The following is a 14446-nucleotide window of genomic DNA, read 5'->3' as shown; positions in this document are numbered from 1 at the left end:
CGCTCCCGCCGTTCCAACCGTACGAGGATCCATGATCGACTTCCGCTACCACATCGTCTCGCTGATCGCCGTGTTCCTGGCGCTCGCGGTCGGTGTCGTGCTCGGCGCCGGCCCCCTGCAGGGCGAGATCGGCAACCAGCTCACCGTGCAGATCGAGCAGCTCCGTCAGGAGAAGGAAGACCTGCGCGTGCAGCTGGAGACCTCGGACGCGCGGGCTGGAGAGCTCGCGTTGTTCCTCGACGGCGCCTCCCCGCAGCTGTTGGCCGGCACCCTGACCGATGTCGACGTCGCGATCGTGACGACGGCCGAGGCAGCGCCCGCCGTGACCGAGGCCCTGATCGAGCGGGTCGAGCAGGCCGGCGGCAGCGTGGTCAGCCAGGTGGCGCTCACGCCTCGCTGGACCAACGCCGACGATGCACCGGTCCGCGACGAGACCGCCGAGACGCTGGCCTCCCAGATGGTCGTGCCACCCCCCGCTGAGACCTCCAACGCCCAGGTCCTCGGGATGGGGCTGTCCCTCGCGCTCACGCAGCGTGACCCGTTGACCTCGGACCCGGCGTTCAGCACGGGGGCCCAGGAGGCGTACACGACGCTGCGGGACGCCGACCTGGTCGCCGAGGTGGCCGCGCCCGCACGCCCGGCCGACGCGGTGCTGATCGTGGCTCCGGCGCCGATCCCGGACGCGGAGCCCGACGCCTCTGTCCTCGGCATCCACGTCGACACCGTCACCGGGTTCACCGGCACCGACGCCGTGGTGGCCGGTACCGCCACCATGGCTGCCGACCTCCTCGACGCGATCCGGTCCGACCCGGAGGCCTCCGCTGCGGTGAGCACGGTCGACAGCTCCGACCTGATCAGCGGGCAGGTGACCGCCCCGCTGGCCCTGGCAGCCCTGGACCGCGGTGCCGCCGTCGACCACTACGGCACGGCAGGCGACGCGAACGCGGTGCTGCCCACGCTCCCCGATCGCCCCGAGGACGAACCCACGGGTGAGACCGGCGGCGAGCCGGAGAGCGACGCGACCGACGGCGGTACCGATGATGCCACCGACGGTTCCGGCAGCACCGCCGACGAGACCACCGAGGAGGCGAGCTGATGAACCGCGTGGCAGTCGCACTGCTGGCGGGAGCCGTGAGCGCAGCCGCGGCGGTCGTGCTCGGTGAACGCCCTCCCGGCGGAGCCGCGCGCTGGCGCCGGCGCAACTTCCGCGACCGCGAGGTCGACCTGCTCGGCGGGGTCGCGACGGCGGCCGGGGCCGTGGTCGGCGCCGTCGCCGCCGGCGGCGGCCCGGGCGGTGGCGCCGCGCTCGTGTCGGCAACCGGCGCCGTTCTCGGCGCGATCGACGACGCCGACACCACCTCGGAGTCGAAGGGCCTGCGCGGGCACATCAGCGCGCTCAGCCGTGGCGAGATCACCACGGGCATGCTCAAGCTGGTCGGGATCTCCTCGGCGTCGCTGATCGCTGCCGGGGTCGCCACGGGCCTCGGGCGCCGCGCCGCCGACGGCCGACCGCTCGCTCGTACCGTGGACGTCGCCATCTCCGGTGTGCTGATCGCCGGCACCGCCAACCTCGTCAACCTGTTCGACCTGCGCCCCGGCCGAGCCCTGAAGATCGTCGGCGCGATCTGCGCGCCGCTGACCCTGGTGCCGGGCGGCACGGGCCGGGTGGCCGCTGCAGGCCTGGGCGCCGTGGCCACCGCCTGGGAGGGCGACCTCGGCGAGGAGACCATGCTCGGCGATGCCGGCGCGAACGCACTGGGCGCCGTCGCGGGGACGGCGCTCGCACTCCTTCCCCTCGCACGGGTGCGCTACCTCGCGACCGCGGGTGTCGTCGGTCTGGTGCTGCTCAGCGAGAAGGTCTCGTTCTCCCAGGTGATCGCGACGACCCCGTGGTTGCAGCGCGTCGACGACTGGCAGCGGGCGGAGTGAGCTCGACGCCACCGAGCGGTCGGTCCATCCTCGCGGGGGTCGCGGGGGCGGCTGGTTCGATCGCCGTGCTCACCGTGCTCTCGCGCCTGCTCGGGTTCGGCCGGTGGATGGCGCAGTCGGCGACGGTCGGCCCGACCGCCACGGGTGACGCCTACGCCACAGCGAACCTGCTGCCCAACGTCCTCTACGAGGTCGTGGCCGGGGGTGCGCTCGCCGGTGTGGTGGTGCCTCTGCTCGCGGCGCCCATCGCGAAGAGGCTTCGGGACCAGGTCGATGACGTGGCCTCGGCGCTGCTGACCTGGGCACTGATCGTGCTCGTCCCGGTCGGCGTCGCGGTGGCGCTGCTCGCCCGCCCGATCGCCTCGATCCTGCCCCAGCCCGGTGGTGCGGACCCGCAGGCGATCGAGGACGTCACGACGTACTTCCTCATCGTGTTCTCGCCGCAGGTGCCGCTGTACGGCATCGGGGTGGTGCTGACCGGTGTCCTGCAGGCGCACCGCAAGTTCCTCGCACCCGCGATCGTTCCGATCGCCTCTACCGTGGTCGTCATCGTCAGCTACTTCCTGTTCGGGCGGCTCGCCGAGCGCATGCAAGACGACCCCGCCGGTCTCTCGGAGCCCGCGCTCGCGATACTCGCCTGGGGCACCACCGCCGGCGTCGCGGCGCTGAGCCTGCCGTTGCTGCTGCCGGTGCTGCGGGCCGGTGTGCGCCTGCGCCCGCGCGTCTCGTTCCCGCCTGGCGTCGCCCGGCGGCTGCGCAGTCTCGCGGCCGCCGGCATCGGCGGGGTGATCGCGCAGCAGCTCGCCGCCATGGTGATCTGGTACCTGGCACGCAGCGGCGGACTCGCAGGGACGTTCAACGTCTTCCAGTACACGCAGGCGGTCTACCTGCTGCCGTACGCCGTGCTCGCGGTCCCGCTGGTCACCGTGTTCCAGCCCCGCCTCGCCGAGCTGTCCGACGGCGGTGTGGGCGTTGCGCTCACGCGGCTCGCCGAGCGGTCCACCCGGACCGTGCTCGCGGCCGGACTGTTCGGTGCCGGGCTCCTCGTCGCCGTCGCCCCGGCGGCGCACGCCGCGTTCGGCGCGCTCGCGACCGGTTCCAGCGCGGACCCCGTCGCCGGTATGACCCAGGCGCTGACGTGGATGGCACCGGGTGTCGTCGGTCTCGCGCTGCTGCTGCACGCCGGCCGGATGCTGCTGGCACTCGACCGCAGCCGGGCGACCGTCATCGCGACGGCATCGGCCTGGTTGGTGACGGCCGTCGCCGCCTTCGTCGTCGTGCGTGCGTGGGCGCCGGAGGGTGGCGACAGCGTCGCCACGCTCAGCGCGCTCGGCGTCGGGCACGCGGTCGGCATGAGTGTCGGCGGCGTGGTCGTGCTGCTGGTGCTCCGGCAGATCATGCACGCGGGCTTCCTGCGGGGGGTGCTGCGGACCATCGCGGTGGGCGGCGCCACGGCTGCGGTCGGAGCGGTGGTCGGTCGCCTCGGCGTCGACGCGGTGCTGGCGCTCGGCCGGCACACGCTCCTGTCCGCGATCATGGCCGCCCTGCTGGGCGCCGTCGTCGTGACACTGGCCACGTTCATCGGCATCCGGACCTTCGACCGTGCGATCCTGGCCAGCGTGAGGAGCGCACATGGCTGAGGAGTCCGTCCGCGAGCAGCTGAAGGTGCTCCAGGTCGCCGGCAGCGCGAGCGGCGGCACGCGCAGTCACGTCCGGGAGCTCGCCGCCGGCCTGACGCTCGACCACCGTGTCGTGCTCGCCGCCCCCGGCACGGTCGTACGCCCCTGGATCCCCGGGCTGAGATCCCGGCTCGTCGAGATCACCGACCGGCCACGCCCGCAGGACGCCGCGGCCGTGTCGAAGCTGCGCGCCCTCGGCAAGCGCGCCGACGTCGTGCACGCCCACGGTCTGCGAGCCGGTGCGCTCAGCGCCCTTGCGCTCGCCGGGGTCCCGACGCCGCTCGTGGTCACGCTGCACAACCTGCCGGTGGGCGGCCCCGCGGTGCAGGCGATGGCGGCTGGGCTCGAGCGTGTCGTCGCCGGCTCGGCGTCCGCCATCCTCGGGGTCTCGGGGGACATCGTCGACCACATGCGCGGCATGGGCGCGCCACACGTCGAGCGGGCACTGATCCCCGCACCGATCAGCGAGGCCCGGCCGCTGGACCGCGCTGTGCTCGGCATCGGGGATGCGCCGCTGGTGGTGACGATCGCCAGGCTGGCACCCCAGAAGGGGCTGGACCTGCTGCTCGACGCCGCTGCGCTCCTCACCGACCGGGTGCCCGGCGTCGTGTGGGCGGTGGCCGGCGACGGTCCGCGGTTCGAGGAGCTGAAGCGGGCCGTCGAGGACGAGGCACTCCCGGTGCGGCTGCTCGGCAGGCGCGACGACGTGCCCGCCCTGCTGGCTGCTGCCGACGTCGTGGTCAGCACCGCCGAGTGGGAGGGGCAACCGGTGTGGCTCCAGGAGGCTCTGCACGCCGGGGCGCCGATCGTGGCGACCGATGTCGGCGGCACACGCGAGGTCACGGGGGCCGCCGCGAGGCTGGTCCGCTACGGCGACGCCGACCTGCTGGTCGCCCAGATCGCGGCCGTGCTGCGCGAGCCGCGCGTGCGCGACGGGCTGCGTGCAGCAGCCCGCGAGCGGGCTGCCGAGCTGCCTCGCGCGCACGACGCGCTCGCGCAAGTCCTCGACACCTACGACTCGGTGCTAGTGTGAAAGCCCGTGGTGACCTCTTCTGAGCGGCGTCCCGGCCGCCACAGCCCCCGGCACATCTTCGTCACAGGCGGCGTGGCGTCGTCCCTAGGCAAGGGCCTGACGGCGTCCAGCCTCGGACATCTGCTCCGCGCACGCGGGCTGCGGGTGACGATGCAGAAGCTCGACCCGTACCTCAACGTGGACCCCGGGACGATGAACCCGTTCCAGCACGGCGAGGTCTTCGTCACCGAGGACGGCGCCGAGACCGACCTCGACATCGGTCACTACGAGCGGTTCCTCGACGTCAATCTCGACGCGGGCGCCAACGTCACGACCGGCGTCGTGTACTCCTCGGTGATCGCCAAGGAGCGCCGCGGGGAGTACCTCGGGGACACGGTGCAGGTCATCCCGCACATCACCGACGAGATCAAGGCGCGGATGCGCGCCCAGGCGAGCCCCGCCGTCGGCAAGGCGCCCGACGTGATCATCACCGAGATCGGTGGCACGGTCGGCGACATCGAGAGCCAGCCGTTCCTGGAGGCCGCACGCCAGGTCCGACAGGACGTGGGACGCGACAACGTGTTCTTCGTGCACGTCTCGCTGGTGCCCTACCTCGGGCCCAGCGGCGAGCTGAAGACCAAGCCCACGCAGCACTCGGTCGCCGCGCTGCGCAGCATCGGCATCCAGCCCGACGCGATCGTGTGCCGTGCGGATCGCGACATCCCGGAGTCGGTCAAGGGCAAGATCGCCGCGATGTGCGACGTGGACCGCGACGCGGTCATCACCTGCGTCGACGCGCCGAGCATCTACGACATCCCCAAGGTGCTGCACAGCGAGGGCCTCGACGCCTACGTGATCCGCCGCCTCGACCTGCCGTTCCGCGATGTCGAGTGGGACCAGTGGCACACGTTGCTCGAGCGGGTGCACCACCCCGCGGACGAGGTCGAGATCGCGCTCGTGGGCAAGTACATCGACCTGCCCGACGCGTACCTGTCGGTCACCGAGGCGCTCCGCGCGGGCGGCTTCGCGACCAACACGCGGGTCCAGATCCGCTGGGTTCCCTCCGACGACTGCCAGACCGAGGCCGGCGCCCGCAAGGCGCTCGCCGGGGTCGACGGCGTCCTGGTGCCCGGCGGCTTCGGCGTGCGGGGGATCGAGGGCAAGCTCGGCGCGCTCCGCTGGGCGCGCGAGCACCAGATCCCGACGCTCGGCATCTGCCTCGGCCTGCAGTGCATGGTCATCGAGTTCGCACGGAACGTGCTGGGGCTCGAGAAGGCATCCTCGACCGAGTTCGACCCGAGCACACCGGACCCGGTCGTGGCCACGATGGAGGAGCAGCTCGCGTTCGTCGACGGCGAGGGTGATCTCGGCGGCACGATGCGCCTGGGGCGTTACGACGCCGTGCTGACCCCGGGTTCGCTCGTCGCCGAGACCTACGGATCCGAGAAGGTCAGCGAGCGACACCGCCACCGCTACGAGGTCAACAACGGCTATCGCGACCAGCTCGAGGAAGCCGGTCTGAAGATCTCCGGGCGTTCGCCCGACTCCTCGCTCGTGGAGTTCGTGGAGCTCGACCGCGAGCAGCACCCGTACTACGTCTCCACGCAGGCGCACCCGGAGTTCAAGTCGCGGCCCACCCGGGCCCACCCGTTGTTCAAGGGGCTCGTGGGAGCGGCACTGGATCGTCAGCGGGAGTCGCGCCTGCTCGAGGTGCCGCCGCCGGCGCACGAGCGCGCCGATGACTGAGCGGCTGCGGGACGAGTCGGCCCAGCTGCCGACCACGTCCGCCGGCGTGCTGCACGCCGGCAGGGTGTTCGACCTCGTGACCGAGGACGTCGACCTCGGCGACGGGGGAACGGTCACGCGTGAGTTCGTCCGGCACCCGGGTGCGGTGGCCGTGGTGGTGCTCGACGACGACGAGCGCGTGCTGCTGATCCGCCAGTACAGGCACCCGGTGCGGGCCTACCTGTGGGAGGTCCCCGCCGGGCTTCTCGACGTGCCGGGGGAGCCGCTGGTGGTCGCCGCGCAGCGCGAGCTCGCGGAGGAGGCGGACCTGACCGCGGGCAGCTGGCACACCCTTGCCGACTACTTCACGACACCGGGCGGGTCCGACGAAGGTCTGCGAGTGTTCCTCGCTCGCGGCCTCACCGAGGTCCCCGAGGGCGACCGGCACGAGCGCTCCGAGGAGGAGCTCGGCATGGCGACCTCGTGGGTGCCGCTGGCCGAGGCGGTGGGCCTGATCCAGGCGGGGCTGCTTCACAACCCCAGCGCCGTCGTCGGGATCCTCGCCGCGCACGCCGCTCGGGAGGGCGGCTGGCGCCAGCTCCGGGCCGCCGACGCTCCCTGGTCGCTCTGAGGCGAGTGCCCGACCCTCAGCCGGGGGAGTGAGCGATCGGCGCGCGCAGCGTCAGCACGAACCGCGTGGTCGCGATGAGCAGCAGCGCGGCACCGATCATGTGGATGCCCACGAGCAGCTCGGGCAGGCCGTTGAAGAACTGGACGTACCCGATCACACCCTGCAGCAGCGTGATGCCGAGCAGCACGAGGCCCCAGCGGCGCACCTGCGGCAGCGGCGGGCGCGAGCGGAACGCCACGACGATCGTCACGGCCAGCACGGCGAGGAACACCCACACGGCGCCCGCGTGCGCCCTCGCGATGAGGTACGGGTCCACCGCGAACCGGTAGCCGACCTCGTCGTCGCCCGAGTGCGGGCCAGCACCCGTGACCACCACGCCGAGCACGACGACGACGGCCGCGAGGCCCGCCGTCGCCCATGCCCACCAGCGCAGCGGGGGCGAGCCGAGGGGTGCGGTCGCGGAGTCGGGCTCGAACCAGCGCACCGCGAGCACGGTCGAGAGCACCACCAGCGCGCCCGAGATCAGGAAGTGCGAGCCGACGATCGCGGGATGCAGGTCGATCCAGACCGAGACGCCCCCGATGATGCCCTGCAGGATCACGACGGCGAGCACGGCGTAGGCCATCCTCCGCAGCACCACGGCGCGCCCGAGCCGCCGCACCGCCAGCGTCATCAGGATCACCAGCGCGATCCCCACCATGCCCAGCAGCGCCCCGACCATTCGGTTGCCGTACTCGACGAAGACGTGGAACTCCATGTCCGGGTGGATGACCGGGACGAAGCTGCCCGGCTCGCACTGCGGCCACGTCGAGCATCCGAGCCCGGAGCCGGTCAGACGCACGGCGCCGCCGGTCCCGATGATGAGGACCTGACCGATGAGGTTCGCCAGCACGACGGCGCCTGTCCAGCGGCGTAGCCGAGCGTGCGCCAGGTGCGGCTCCCCTGGGGCGGACGGACGGGGCTCGACGGCGGTGGACACGGCTCTACGGTAGCCCGGGACCGGAGTCTGGAGATGCGCGGGAACGGCACGCGTGACGCATGCCACTTAGGCCCGCCTTGCTTGCGAGAAACAATTTGGCAACAGACAATGTTGTGTAAATCGCGGGCGCTGTCCGGCTGTGTGCCTGGGCCCTGGTGCGCTCGTACTTCGAGGCGAGAGGAGAAGCGATGACGATCCCTACCGCCGAGTCCCGCACCATCGATCGCGAGACCGACGAGGTCGACGCGGTCGCCGCCGAGGAGGCCACCACACGCGACCGCGTGCTGCGCCTCATCGTGGAGCTGGGCCCGATCAGCGCCGCCGAGCTGGCACGCCGGCTCGACCTGACGTCCGCTGCGGTTCGACGTCACCTGACCACGCTCGAGAGCGAGGGGCAGGTCGAGGCGCGCGACGACGTCCCGGTGGCCAAGCGTGGTCGTGGCCGACCGGCCCGCAAGTACGTGGGTGCAGCCTCTGCGCACGCCCAGCTCGGCACCGCGTACGCACAGGCGGCCCTCGCGGCACTCGACCAGATCAAGAACAGCCTCGGCGAGGAGGGCATCGTCGCGTTCGCCAACGCGCGCTCCGACGCGCTGGTCGCCCGGTACGCCGACGCGATCGCCGCTGCGGGCGACGACCTCAGTGCCCGCGCCGAGACGCTCGCCGAGCTGCTCGCCGCGGATGGCTACGCTGCGACAGCACGTCCCGTCCCGGGCGGCATCGCCGTCCAGGTCTGCCAGGGCCACTGCCCCGTGCTCCACGTCGCGGAGGCCCACCCCGAGCTGTGCGAGGCGGAGACCCGTGCGTTCTCCGAGCTCCTCGGTGTGCACGTGCAGCGGCTGGCCACCCTGGCCCGCGGCGAGCACGTCTGCACCACGCACATCCCTGTCAAGATCCCGATCCGGAAGGATGCCTCATGACGGCAGAGCCGCAGACCGTGCAGAACGCACAGGTCGACGGATCGACGCAGATGTCTCAGGAAGAGACGATCGCGTCGATCGGCAAGTACAACTTCGGTTGGCACGACCCCGACACGTTCGGGGCAGACGCTCAGCGAGGTCTGTCCGAGGATGTGGTCCGCAACATCTCCATGCTCAAGAACGAGTCGGAGTGGATGCTGAACCTGCGCCTCAAGGCTCTGAAGATGTTCGAGCGCAAGCCGATGCCGAGCTGGGGCGCCGACCTCTCCGGGATCGACTTCGACAACATCAAGTACTTCGTCCGCACCACCGAGAAGCAGGCCACCAGCTGGGAGGACCTGCCCGAGGACATCAAGAACACCTACGACCGGCTCGGCATCCCGGAGGCGGAGAAGCAGCGCCTCGTGGCCGGCGTCGCCGCCCAGTACGAGTCCGAGGTGGTCTACCACCAGATCAATGAAGAGCTCGAGAAGCAGGGTGTCATCTTCATGGACACCGACACGGGTCTGCGTGAGCACCCGGAGCTCTTCGAGGAGTACTTCGGCACCGTGATCCCCGGCGGCGACAACAAGTTCGCCGCGCTGAACACCGCGGTGTGGTCGGGCGGCTCGTTCGTCTACGTGCCCCCGGGCGTCCACGTCGAGATCCCGCTGCAGGCCTACTTCCGGATCAACACCGAGAACATGGGCCAGTTCGAGCGCACGCTGATCATCGCCGACGAGGGCTCCTCGGTCCACTACGTCGAGGGCTGCACGGCGCCGATCTACTCCAGCGACTCGCTGCACTCGGCCGTCGTCGAGATCATCGTGAAGAAGAACGCCAACGTGCGCTACACGACGATCCAGAACTGGTCGAACAACGTCTACAACCTCGTGACCAAGCGCTCCACCGTCGCCGAGGGCGGCAACATGGAGTGGGTCGACGGCAACATCGGCTCCAAGGTCACGATGAAGTACCCGGCGGTGTACCTCATGGGCGAGCACGCTCGGGGCGAGACGCTCTCGATCGCGTTCGCGGGCGAGGGCCAGCACCAGGACACCGGCTCGAAGATGGTGCACATGGCGCCCAAGACGTCGAGCTCGATCGTGTCCAAGTCGGTGGCTCGCGGGGGTGGTCGTGCGTCCTACCGCGGTCTCGTGCAGGTGCTCGAGGGCGCCGAGGGCAGCAAGTCGAACGTGCTCTGCGACGCGCTGCTCGTGGACACGATCTCCCGCTCCGACACCTACCCCTACGTCGATGTCCGCGAGGACGACGTCGAGATGGGCCACGAGGCCACGGTCTCGAAGGTGAGCGAGGACCAGCTGTTCTACCTCATGTCACGAGGCATGGAGGAGACCGAGGCGATGGCCATGATCGTGCGCGGGTTCGTCGAGCCCATCGCGCGCGAGCTGCCCATGGAGTACGCCCTCGAGCTCAACCGCCTCATCGAGCTCCAGATGGAAGGTTCTGTCGGCTGATGACCATCGACAACCCTGTGCTGTCCACCGATCACTCGCAGGCCAGTGCCGACGAGGCGCACAGCCACGGCGGCCCCGCTGCGGCCGGTGCCAGCTACGCCGACCGGTTCGCCTCCACGGACCCGGCCGCGTTCGAGGCGCCCACCGGCCGCGAGGAGGAGTGGCGGTTCACCCCGCTGCGCCGCCTGCGCGGCCTGCAGGAGGACGCCGCGATCGACGGCAGCGGCATCCAGGTCGAGATCTCGGCGCCGGAGGGTGTCGTGGTCGAGCAGCGGCCGGTCGAGGCCAGCGACCGCGGCATCTCCGGCTACGTGCCGATCGACCGCGTCAGCGCCCGCGTGTGGGCGTCGACGGCGGAGGTCACCGTGGTCGACGTGCCCGCCGAGGCGGAGATCGCCGAGCCGGTGTTCCTGACCGTCACCGGTCAGGGCGAGGACACCGCGACGGCGGGGCACACCCTGATCCGCGTCGGCGCGCACGCGCGGGCGACCGTGGTGACGTTCTTCGAGGGCTCGGCGACGTTTGCCGAGAACGTCGAGATCGTCGTCGGTGACGGTGCGGCGCTCACCGTGGTGAGCTACCAGGACTGGGCCAGGGACGCCGTCCACCACTCGAACGCCCACGCGGTGATCGGGCGGGACGCCGAGCTCAAGCACGTCTCGATCTCCTTCGGTGGTGATCTGGTGCGCCACGACACGACGGCGGTCTACCAGGGCCCCGGCGGTGGCGTCGAGCTGCTCGGGCTCTACTTCGCCGACGCCGGCCAGCACATCGAGCACCGGCTGTTCGTGGACCACAACGAGCCCAAGACTCGCAGCAACGTCCTCTACAAGGGTGCGTTGCAGGGTCAGGACGCGCACGCGGTGTGGATCGGCAACGTGCTGATCCGGCCCGAGGCCGAGGGCATCGACACCTACGAGCTCAACCGCAACCTCGTGCTCACCGACGGCGCCCGCGCCGACTCGGTGCCGAACCTCGAGATCGAGACCGGTGAGATCGAGGGCGCGGGCCACGCGTCGGCCACCGGCCGGTTCGACGACGAGCAGCTCTTCTACCTGCGCTCGCGTGGTGTCCCGGAGGAGGCGGCCCGCCGGCTCGTGCTGCGTGGGTTCTTCGCCGAGATGATCAACAAGATCGGCGTGCCCGCCGTCGGTGAGCGGATGCTCGCCGCGATCGAGGCCGAGCTTGAGGTCGCCATGTCGGGTGAGCTCGGGGTCGAGGCGTGACCGCGCAGGTCGTCGCCGAACGTGGCGACCTCGAGCCCGGCGAGGCCATGCGCCTGGAGCTGGACGGCGCCGACGGTTCGCTGGTCGAGGTCGCGCTGGTGCGCGCCGAGAACGGTGAGTACTTCGCCATCAGCGACATCTGCTCGCACGGCCAGGTCTCGCTGAGCGAGGGCGAGGTCGACGGCATGTCGATCGAGTGCTGGCTGCACGGCTCCACCTTCAGTCTGCTGACCGGGGAGCCGGAGAGCCTGCCGGCCGTCCGCCCCGTCCCCACCTATCCCGTGACCTACGACGGCGACCAGGTGCTCATTGACATTGACCGCATCGATTCCTGAAAGAAGTCCTCTGTGTCTAACCTGACCATCTCCGACCTGCACGTCACCGTGGAGACTCCCGAGGGTCCCAAGCAGATCCTGCGCGGCGTCGACCTCTCGATCAACAGCGGCGAGACCCACGCGATCATGGGCCCGAACGGCTCGGGCAAGTCCACGCTCGCGTACTCGATCGCCGGCCACCCCAAGTACGAGGTCACCTCGGGCTCCGTCACGCTCGACGGCGAAGAGGTCCTCGAGATGAGCGTGGACGAGCGCGCCCGCGCCGGGCTGTTCCTCGCGATGCAGTACCCGGTCGAGGTCGCCGGCGTGTCGGTGTCGAACTTCCTGCGCACCGCCAAGACCGCGATCGACGGCAAGGCCCCGGCGCTGCGCCACTGGGTCGCCGATGTCCGCGAGTCCATGGACGCGCTGCGCATCGACCCGTCGTTCGCCGAGCGCAACGTCAACGAGGGGTTCTCCGGCGGTGAGAAGAAGCGCCACGAGATCCTCCAGATGGAGCTGCTCAAGCCGACGTTCGCGATCCTCGACGAGACCGACTCCGGCCTCGACGTCGACGCGCTGCGGATCGTCTCCGAGGGCGTCAACCGCGCCAAGGAGAACACCGGGCTCGGCGTGCTGCTGATCACCCACTACACGCGGATCCTGCGCTACGTGAAGCCGGACTTCGTGCACGTGTTCGTGGACGGCAAGGTGGCCGAGGAGGGTGGCCCGGAGCTCGCCGAGCGGCTCGAGGCCGAGGGCTACGACCGGTTCCTCGCCAAGGCCTGACATGAGTGCTGCCGTCACGCACGAGGTGCCCGCGCTCACCGCTGCCGAGCTGGCAGCGGTGCGCGCGGACTTCCCGCTGCTCGAGCGCACCGTGCGTGACGGCAAGCCGCTCGTCTACCTCGACACCGCGGCGACGTCGCAGAAGCCGCAGTGCGTTCTCGATGCCGAGCAGGACTTCTACGAGCGGCGCAACGCGGCGGTGCACCGCGGTGCCCATGCGCTGGCCGAGGAGGCCACGCAGGCCTACGAGGAGGCGCGGTCCGCCGTCGCCCGTTTCGTCGGTGTCGACGACGGCGAGATCATCTGGACGAAGAACGCCACCGAGGGGCTCAACCTCGTGACGTACGTGATCTCCAACGCGACCCTCGGGCGCGGCGGAGCAGTCGCTGAGCGGCTCCGGCTGCGCCAGGGCGACGAGATCGTGGTGACCGAGGCCGAGCACCACGCGAACCTGGTGCCGTGGCAGGAGCTGTGCGCCCGCACCGGTGCCACGCTGCGCTGGCTGGGCCTGGACGACGACGGGCGGATCGACCTCGACACGCTCTCGGTGATCAACGAGCGCACCCGCGTGGTCGCGTTCACGCACGCCTCGAACGTCACGGGCGCGATCAGCCCGGTCGAGCAGATCGTGTCAGCCGCACGCGCCGTCGGCGCCCTCGTGGTGCTCGACGCCTGCCAGTCGGTGCCGCACCTGCCGGTGGACCTGCGGGCGCTGGACGTCGACTTCGCCGCGTTCTCGGGTCACAAGATGCTCGGCCCCACCGGGGTGGGCGCGCTGTACGGGCGGCGGGAGCTGCTCGAGGCGATGCCGCCGGTGCTGACCGGTGGCTCGATGGTCGAGGTCGTCACGATGGCCGAGACCACCTACATGCCGCCGCCGCAGCGGTTCGAGGCCGGCACCCAGATGGTCGCCCAGACGATCGGGCTGAACGCTGCCGTGGGGTACCTGGCCGAGCTCGGCATGGAGGGCGTCGCCGCCCGCGAGGCCGAGCTGGGGGAGCGGATGCTCGCCGGTATCGCGCAGCTTCCCGATGTTCGTGTGCTCGGCCCCACCGATGGCGCGGACCGTCTCGCGACGGTGGCGTTCGCCGTCGACGGCGTGCACCCGCACGACGTCGGGCAGTACCTCGACGACGCCGGCATCGCCGTGCGGGTCGGTCACCACTGCGCGCAGCCGCTGCACCGACGCCTCGGTGTCGCCAGCTCCGCGCGTGCCTCCGCCGGGATCTACACCACGCCCGAGGACATCGACGCGTTCCTGGCCGTGCTCGCCCAGGTGCGGCCGTTCTTCGTGCGAGGACGCGGATGAGCCCGGCCGGCAGCGGAGCGATGGAGCAGCTCTACCAGCAGGTGATCCTCGACCACGCGCGCGAGCGGCACGGCTACGGACTGACCGGCGACGTCGATGCGGCCGGGACCGGGGAGTCGTTCCAGGTGAACCCGACCTGCGGTGACGAGGTCCGCCTGCGGGTGCGGGTCGATGACGGCACGGTGGCCGAGGTGTCCTGGGAGGGCGTGGGGTGCTCGATCTCCCAGGCATCCACCTCGGTGCTCACCGATGTGGTCGGTGGCGCCTCGCTCGCTGACGTGGAGGAGCTCTCCGCGCTCTTCGGCGAGCTGATGCGCAGCCGCGGCGCGGGTCTGGGTGCCGAGGCCGAGGAGCAGCTGGGCGATGCGGCCGTGTTCGCCGGCACGTCGAAGTACCCGGCGCGCGTCAAGTGTGCGCTGCTGGGATGGATGGCCCTGCGGGATGCGTTGATCAAGGGAAGCAAGGGAGAATGACGC

At 71.1% G+C, this 14446-nt stretch carries 14 protein-coding genes; 13 read left to right on the top strand and 1 reads right to left on the bottom strand.

Features of this window, described 5'->3' with window-relative positions:
* Positions 1-31 precede the first annotated feature (31 nt).
* The 6 genes from GPA03_RS06585 to GPA03_RS06560 are packed head-to-tail and all read left to right on the top strand — an operon-like array spanning position 32 to position 6976.
* Entirely contained in the window at positions 32-1096 is a 1065-nt protein-coding gene (locus tag GPA03_RS06585) for a copper transporter (RefSeq protein WP_156251111.1), read from the top strand.
* Positions 1096-1929, top strand: a complete 834-nt coding sequence (locus GPA03_RS06580) for a hypothetical protein (RefSeq protein WP_241681101.1) — start codon at positions 1096-1098, stop codon at positions 1927-1929. Before GPA03_RS06585 ends, GPA03_RS06580 begins: the two co-directional genes overlap by 1 nt.
* A complete protein-coding gene (murJ, locus tag GPA03_RS06575) occupies positions 1926-3569 on the top strand; it encodes a murein biosynthesis integral membrane protein MurJ (RefSeq protein ID WP_156251110.1) in 1644 nt (547 codons plus the stop codon). Before GPA03_RS06580 ends, murJ begins: the two co-directional genes overlap by 4 nt.
* Positions 3562-4641, top strand: a complete 1080-nt coding sequence (locus tag GPA03_RS06570; RefSeq protein WP_156251109.1) for a glycosyltransferase family 4 protein — start codon at positions 3562-3564, stop codon at positions 4639-4641. Before murJ ends, GPA03_RS06570 begins: the two co-directional genes overlap by 8 nt.
* A gap of 6 nt (positions 4642-4647) precedes the next feature.
* Positions 4648-6366, top strand: a complete 1719-nt coding sequence (locus GPA03_RS06565; protein ID WP_156251108.1) for a CTP synthase — start codon at positions 4648-4650, stop codon at positions 6364-6366.
* A complete protein-coding gene (locus tag GPA03_RS06560) occupies positions 6359-6976 on the top strand; it encodes an NUDIX domain-containing protein (RefSeq protein WP_156251107.1) in 618 nt (205 codons plus the stop codon). The genes GPA03_RS06565 and GPA03_RS06560 overlap by 8 nt, the downstream gene beginning before the upstream one ends.
* Positions 6977-6992: 16 nt before the next feature.
* Here the strand turns inward: GPA03_RS06560 and GPA03_RS06555 are convergent, their stop codons facing one another.
* On the bottom strand, positions 6993-7955 hold the full coding sequence (locus tag GPA03_RS06555; protein ID WP_241681100.1) for a COX15/CtaA family protein: 963 nt from the start codon (positions 7953-7955) through the stop codon (positions 6993-6995).
* Between the two features lie 188 nt (positions 7956-8143).
* Between GPA03_RS06555 and GPA03_RS06550 the strand changes: the two genes are divergently transcribed.
* From GPA03_RS06550 to sufU, 7 genes are read left to right on the top strand one after another with little or no spacing between them, the layout of a single operon-like run.
* Positions 8144-8875 (top strand): helix-turn-helix transcriptional regulator, encoded by a 732-nt coding sequence (locus tag GPA03_RS06550; RefSeq protein WP_156251106.1) that lies wholly within the window; start codon positions 8144-8146, stop codon positions 8873-8875.
* Complete coding sequence (gene sufB, locus GPA03_RS06545; protein ID WP_156251105.1) at positions 8872-10332, top strand: Fe-S cluster assembly protein SufB; 1461 nt, start codon at positions 8872-8874, stop codon at positions 10330-10332. The genes GPA03_RS06550 and sufB overlap by 4 nt, the downstream gene beginning before the upstream one ends.
* Complete coding sequence (sufD, locus tag GPA03_RS06540) at positions 10332-11558, top strand: Fe-S cluster assembly protein SufD (protein ID WP_156251104.1); 1227 nt, start codon at positions 10332-10334, stop codon at positions 11556-11558. The genes sufB and sufD overlap by 1 nt, the downstream gene beginning before the upstream one ends.
* Entirely contained in the window at positions 11555-11893 is a 339-nt protein-coding gene (locus GPA03_RS06535; RefSeq protein ID WP_156251103.1) for a non-heme iron oxygenase ferredoxin subunit, read from the top strand. The genes sufD and GPA03_RS06535 overlap by 4 nt, the downstream gene beginning before the upstream one ends.
* A 12-nt stretch (positions 11894-11905) precedes the next feature.
* The gene (sufC, locus tag GPA03_RS06530) at positions 11906-12661 is read left to right on the top strand and encodes a Fe-S cluster assembly ATPase SufC (RefSeq protein WP_156251102.1); all 756 of its coding nucleotides are present in this window, start codon (positions 11906-11908) and stop codon (positions 12659-12661) included.
* A gap of 1 nt (position 12662) precedes the next feature.
* Positions 12663-13970, top strand: coding sequence for a cysteine desulfurase (locus tag GPA03_RS06525; protein ID WP_156251101.1), 1308 nt, complete (start codon positions 12663-12665; stop codon positions 13968-13970).
* Positions 13967-14443, top strand: a complete 477-nt coding sequence (gene sufU, locus GPA03_RS06520) for a Fe-S cluster assembly sulfur transfer protein SufU (protein WP_241681099.1) — start codon at positions 13967-13969, stop codon at positions 14441-14443. Before GPA03_RS06525 ends, sufU begins: the two co-directional genes overlap by 4 nt.
* Positions 14444-14446: the final 3 nt, after the last annotated feature.

Origin of the sequence: Pseudactinotalea terrae (assembly GCF_009733845.1) — a bacterium.
Taxonomy (GTDB): domain Bacteria; phylum Actinomycetota; class Actinomycetes; order Actinomycetales; family Beutenbergiaceae; genus Pseudactinotalea; species Pseudactinotalea terrae.
The sequence above is the reverse complement of the archived record's forward strand: the minus strand, read 5'-3'. Positions and strand labels throughout refer to the sequence as shown.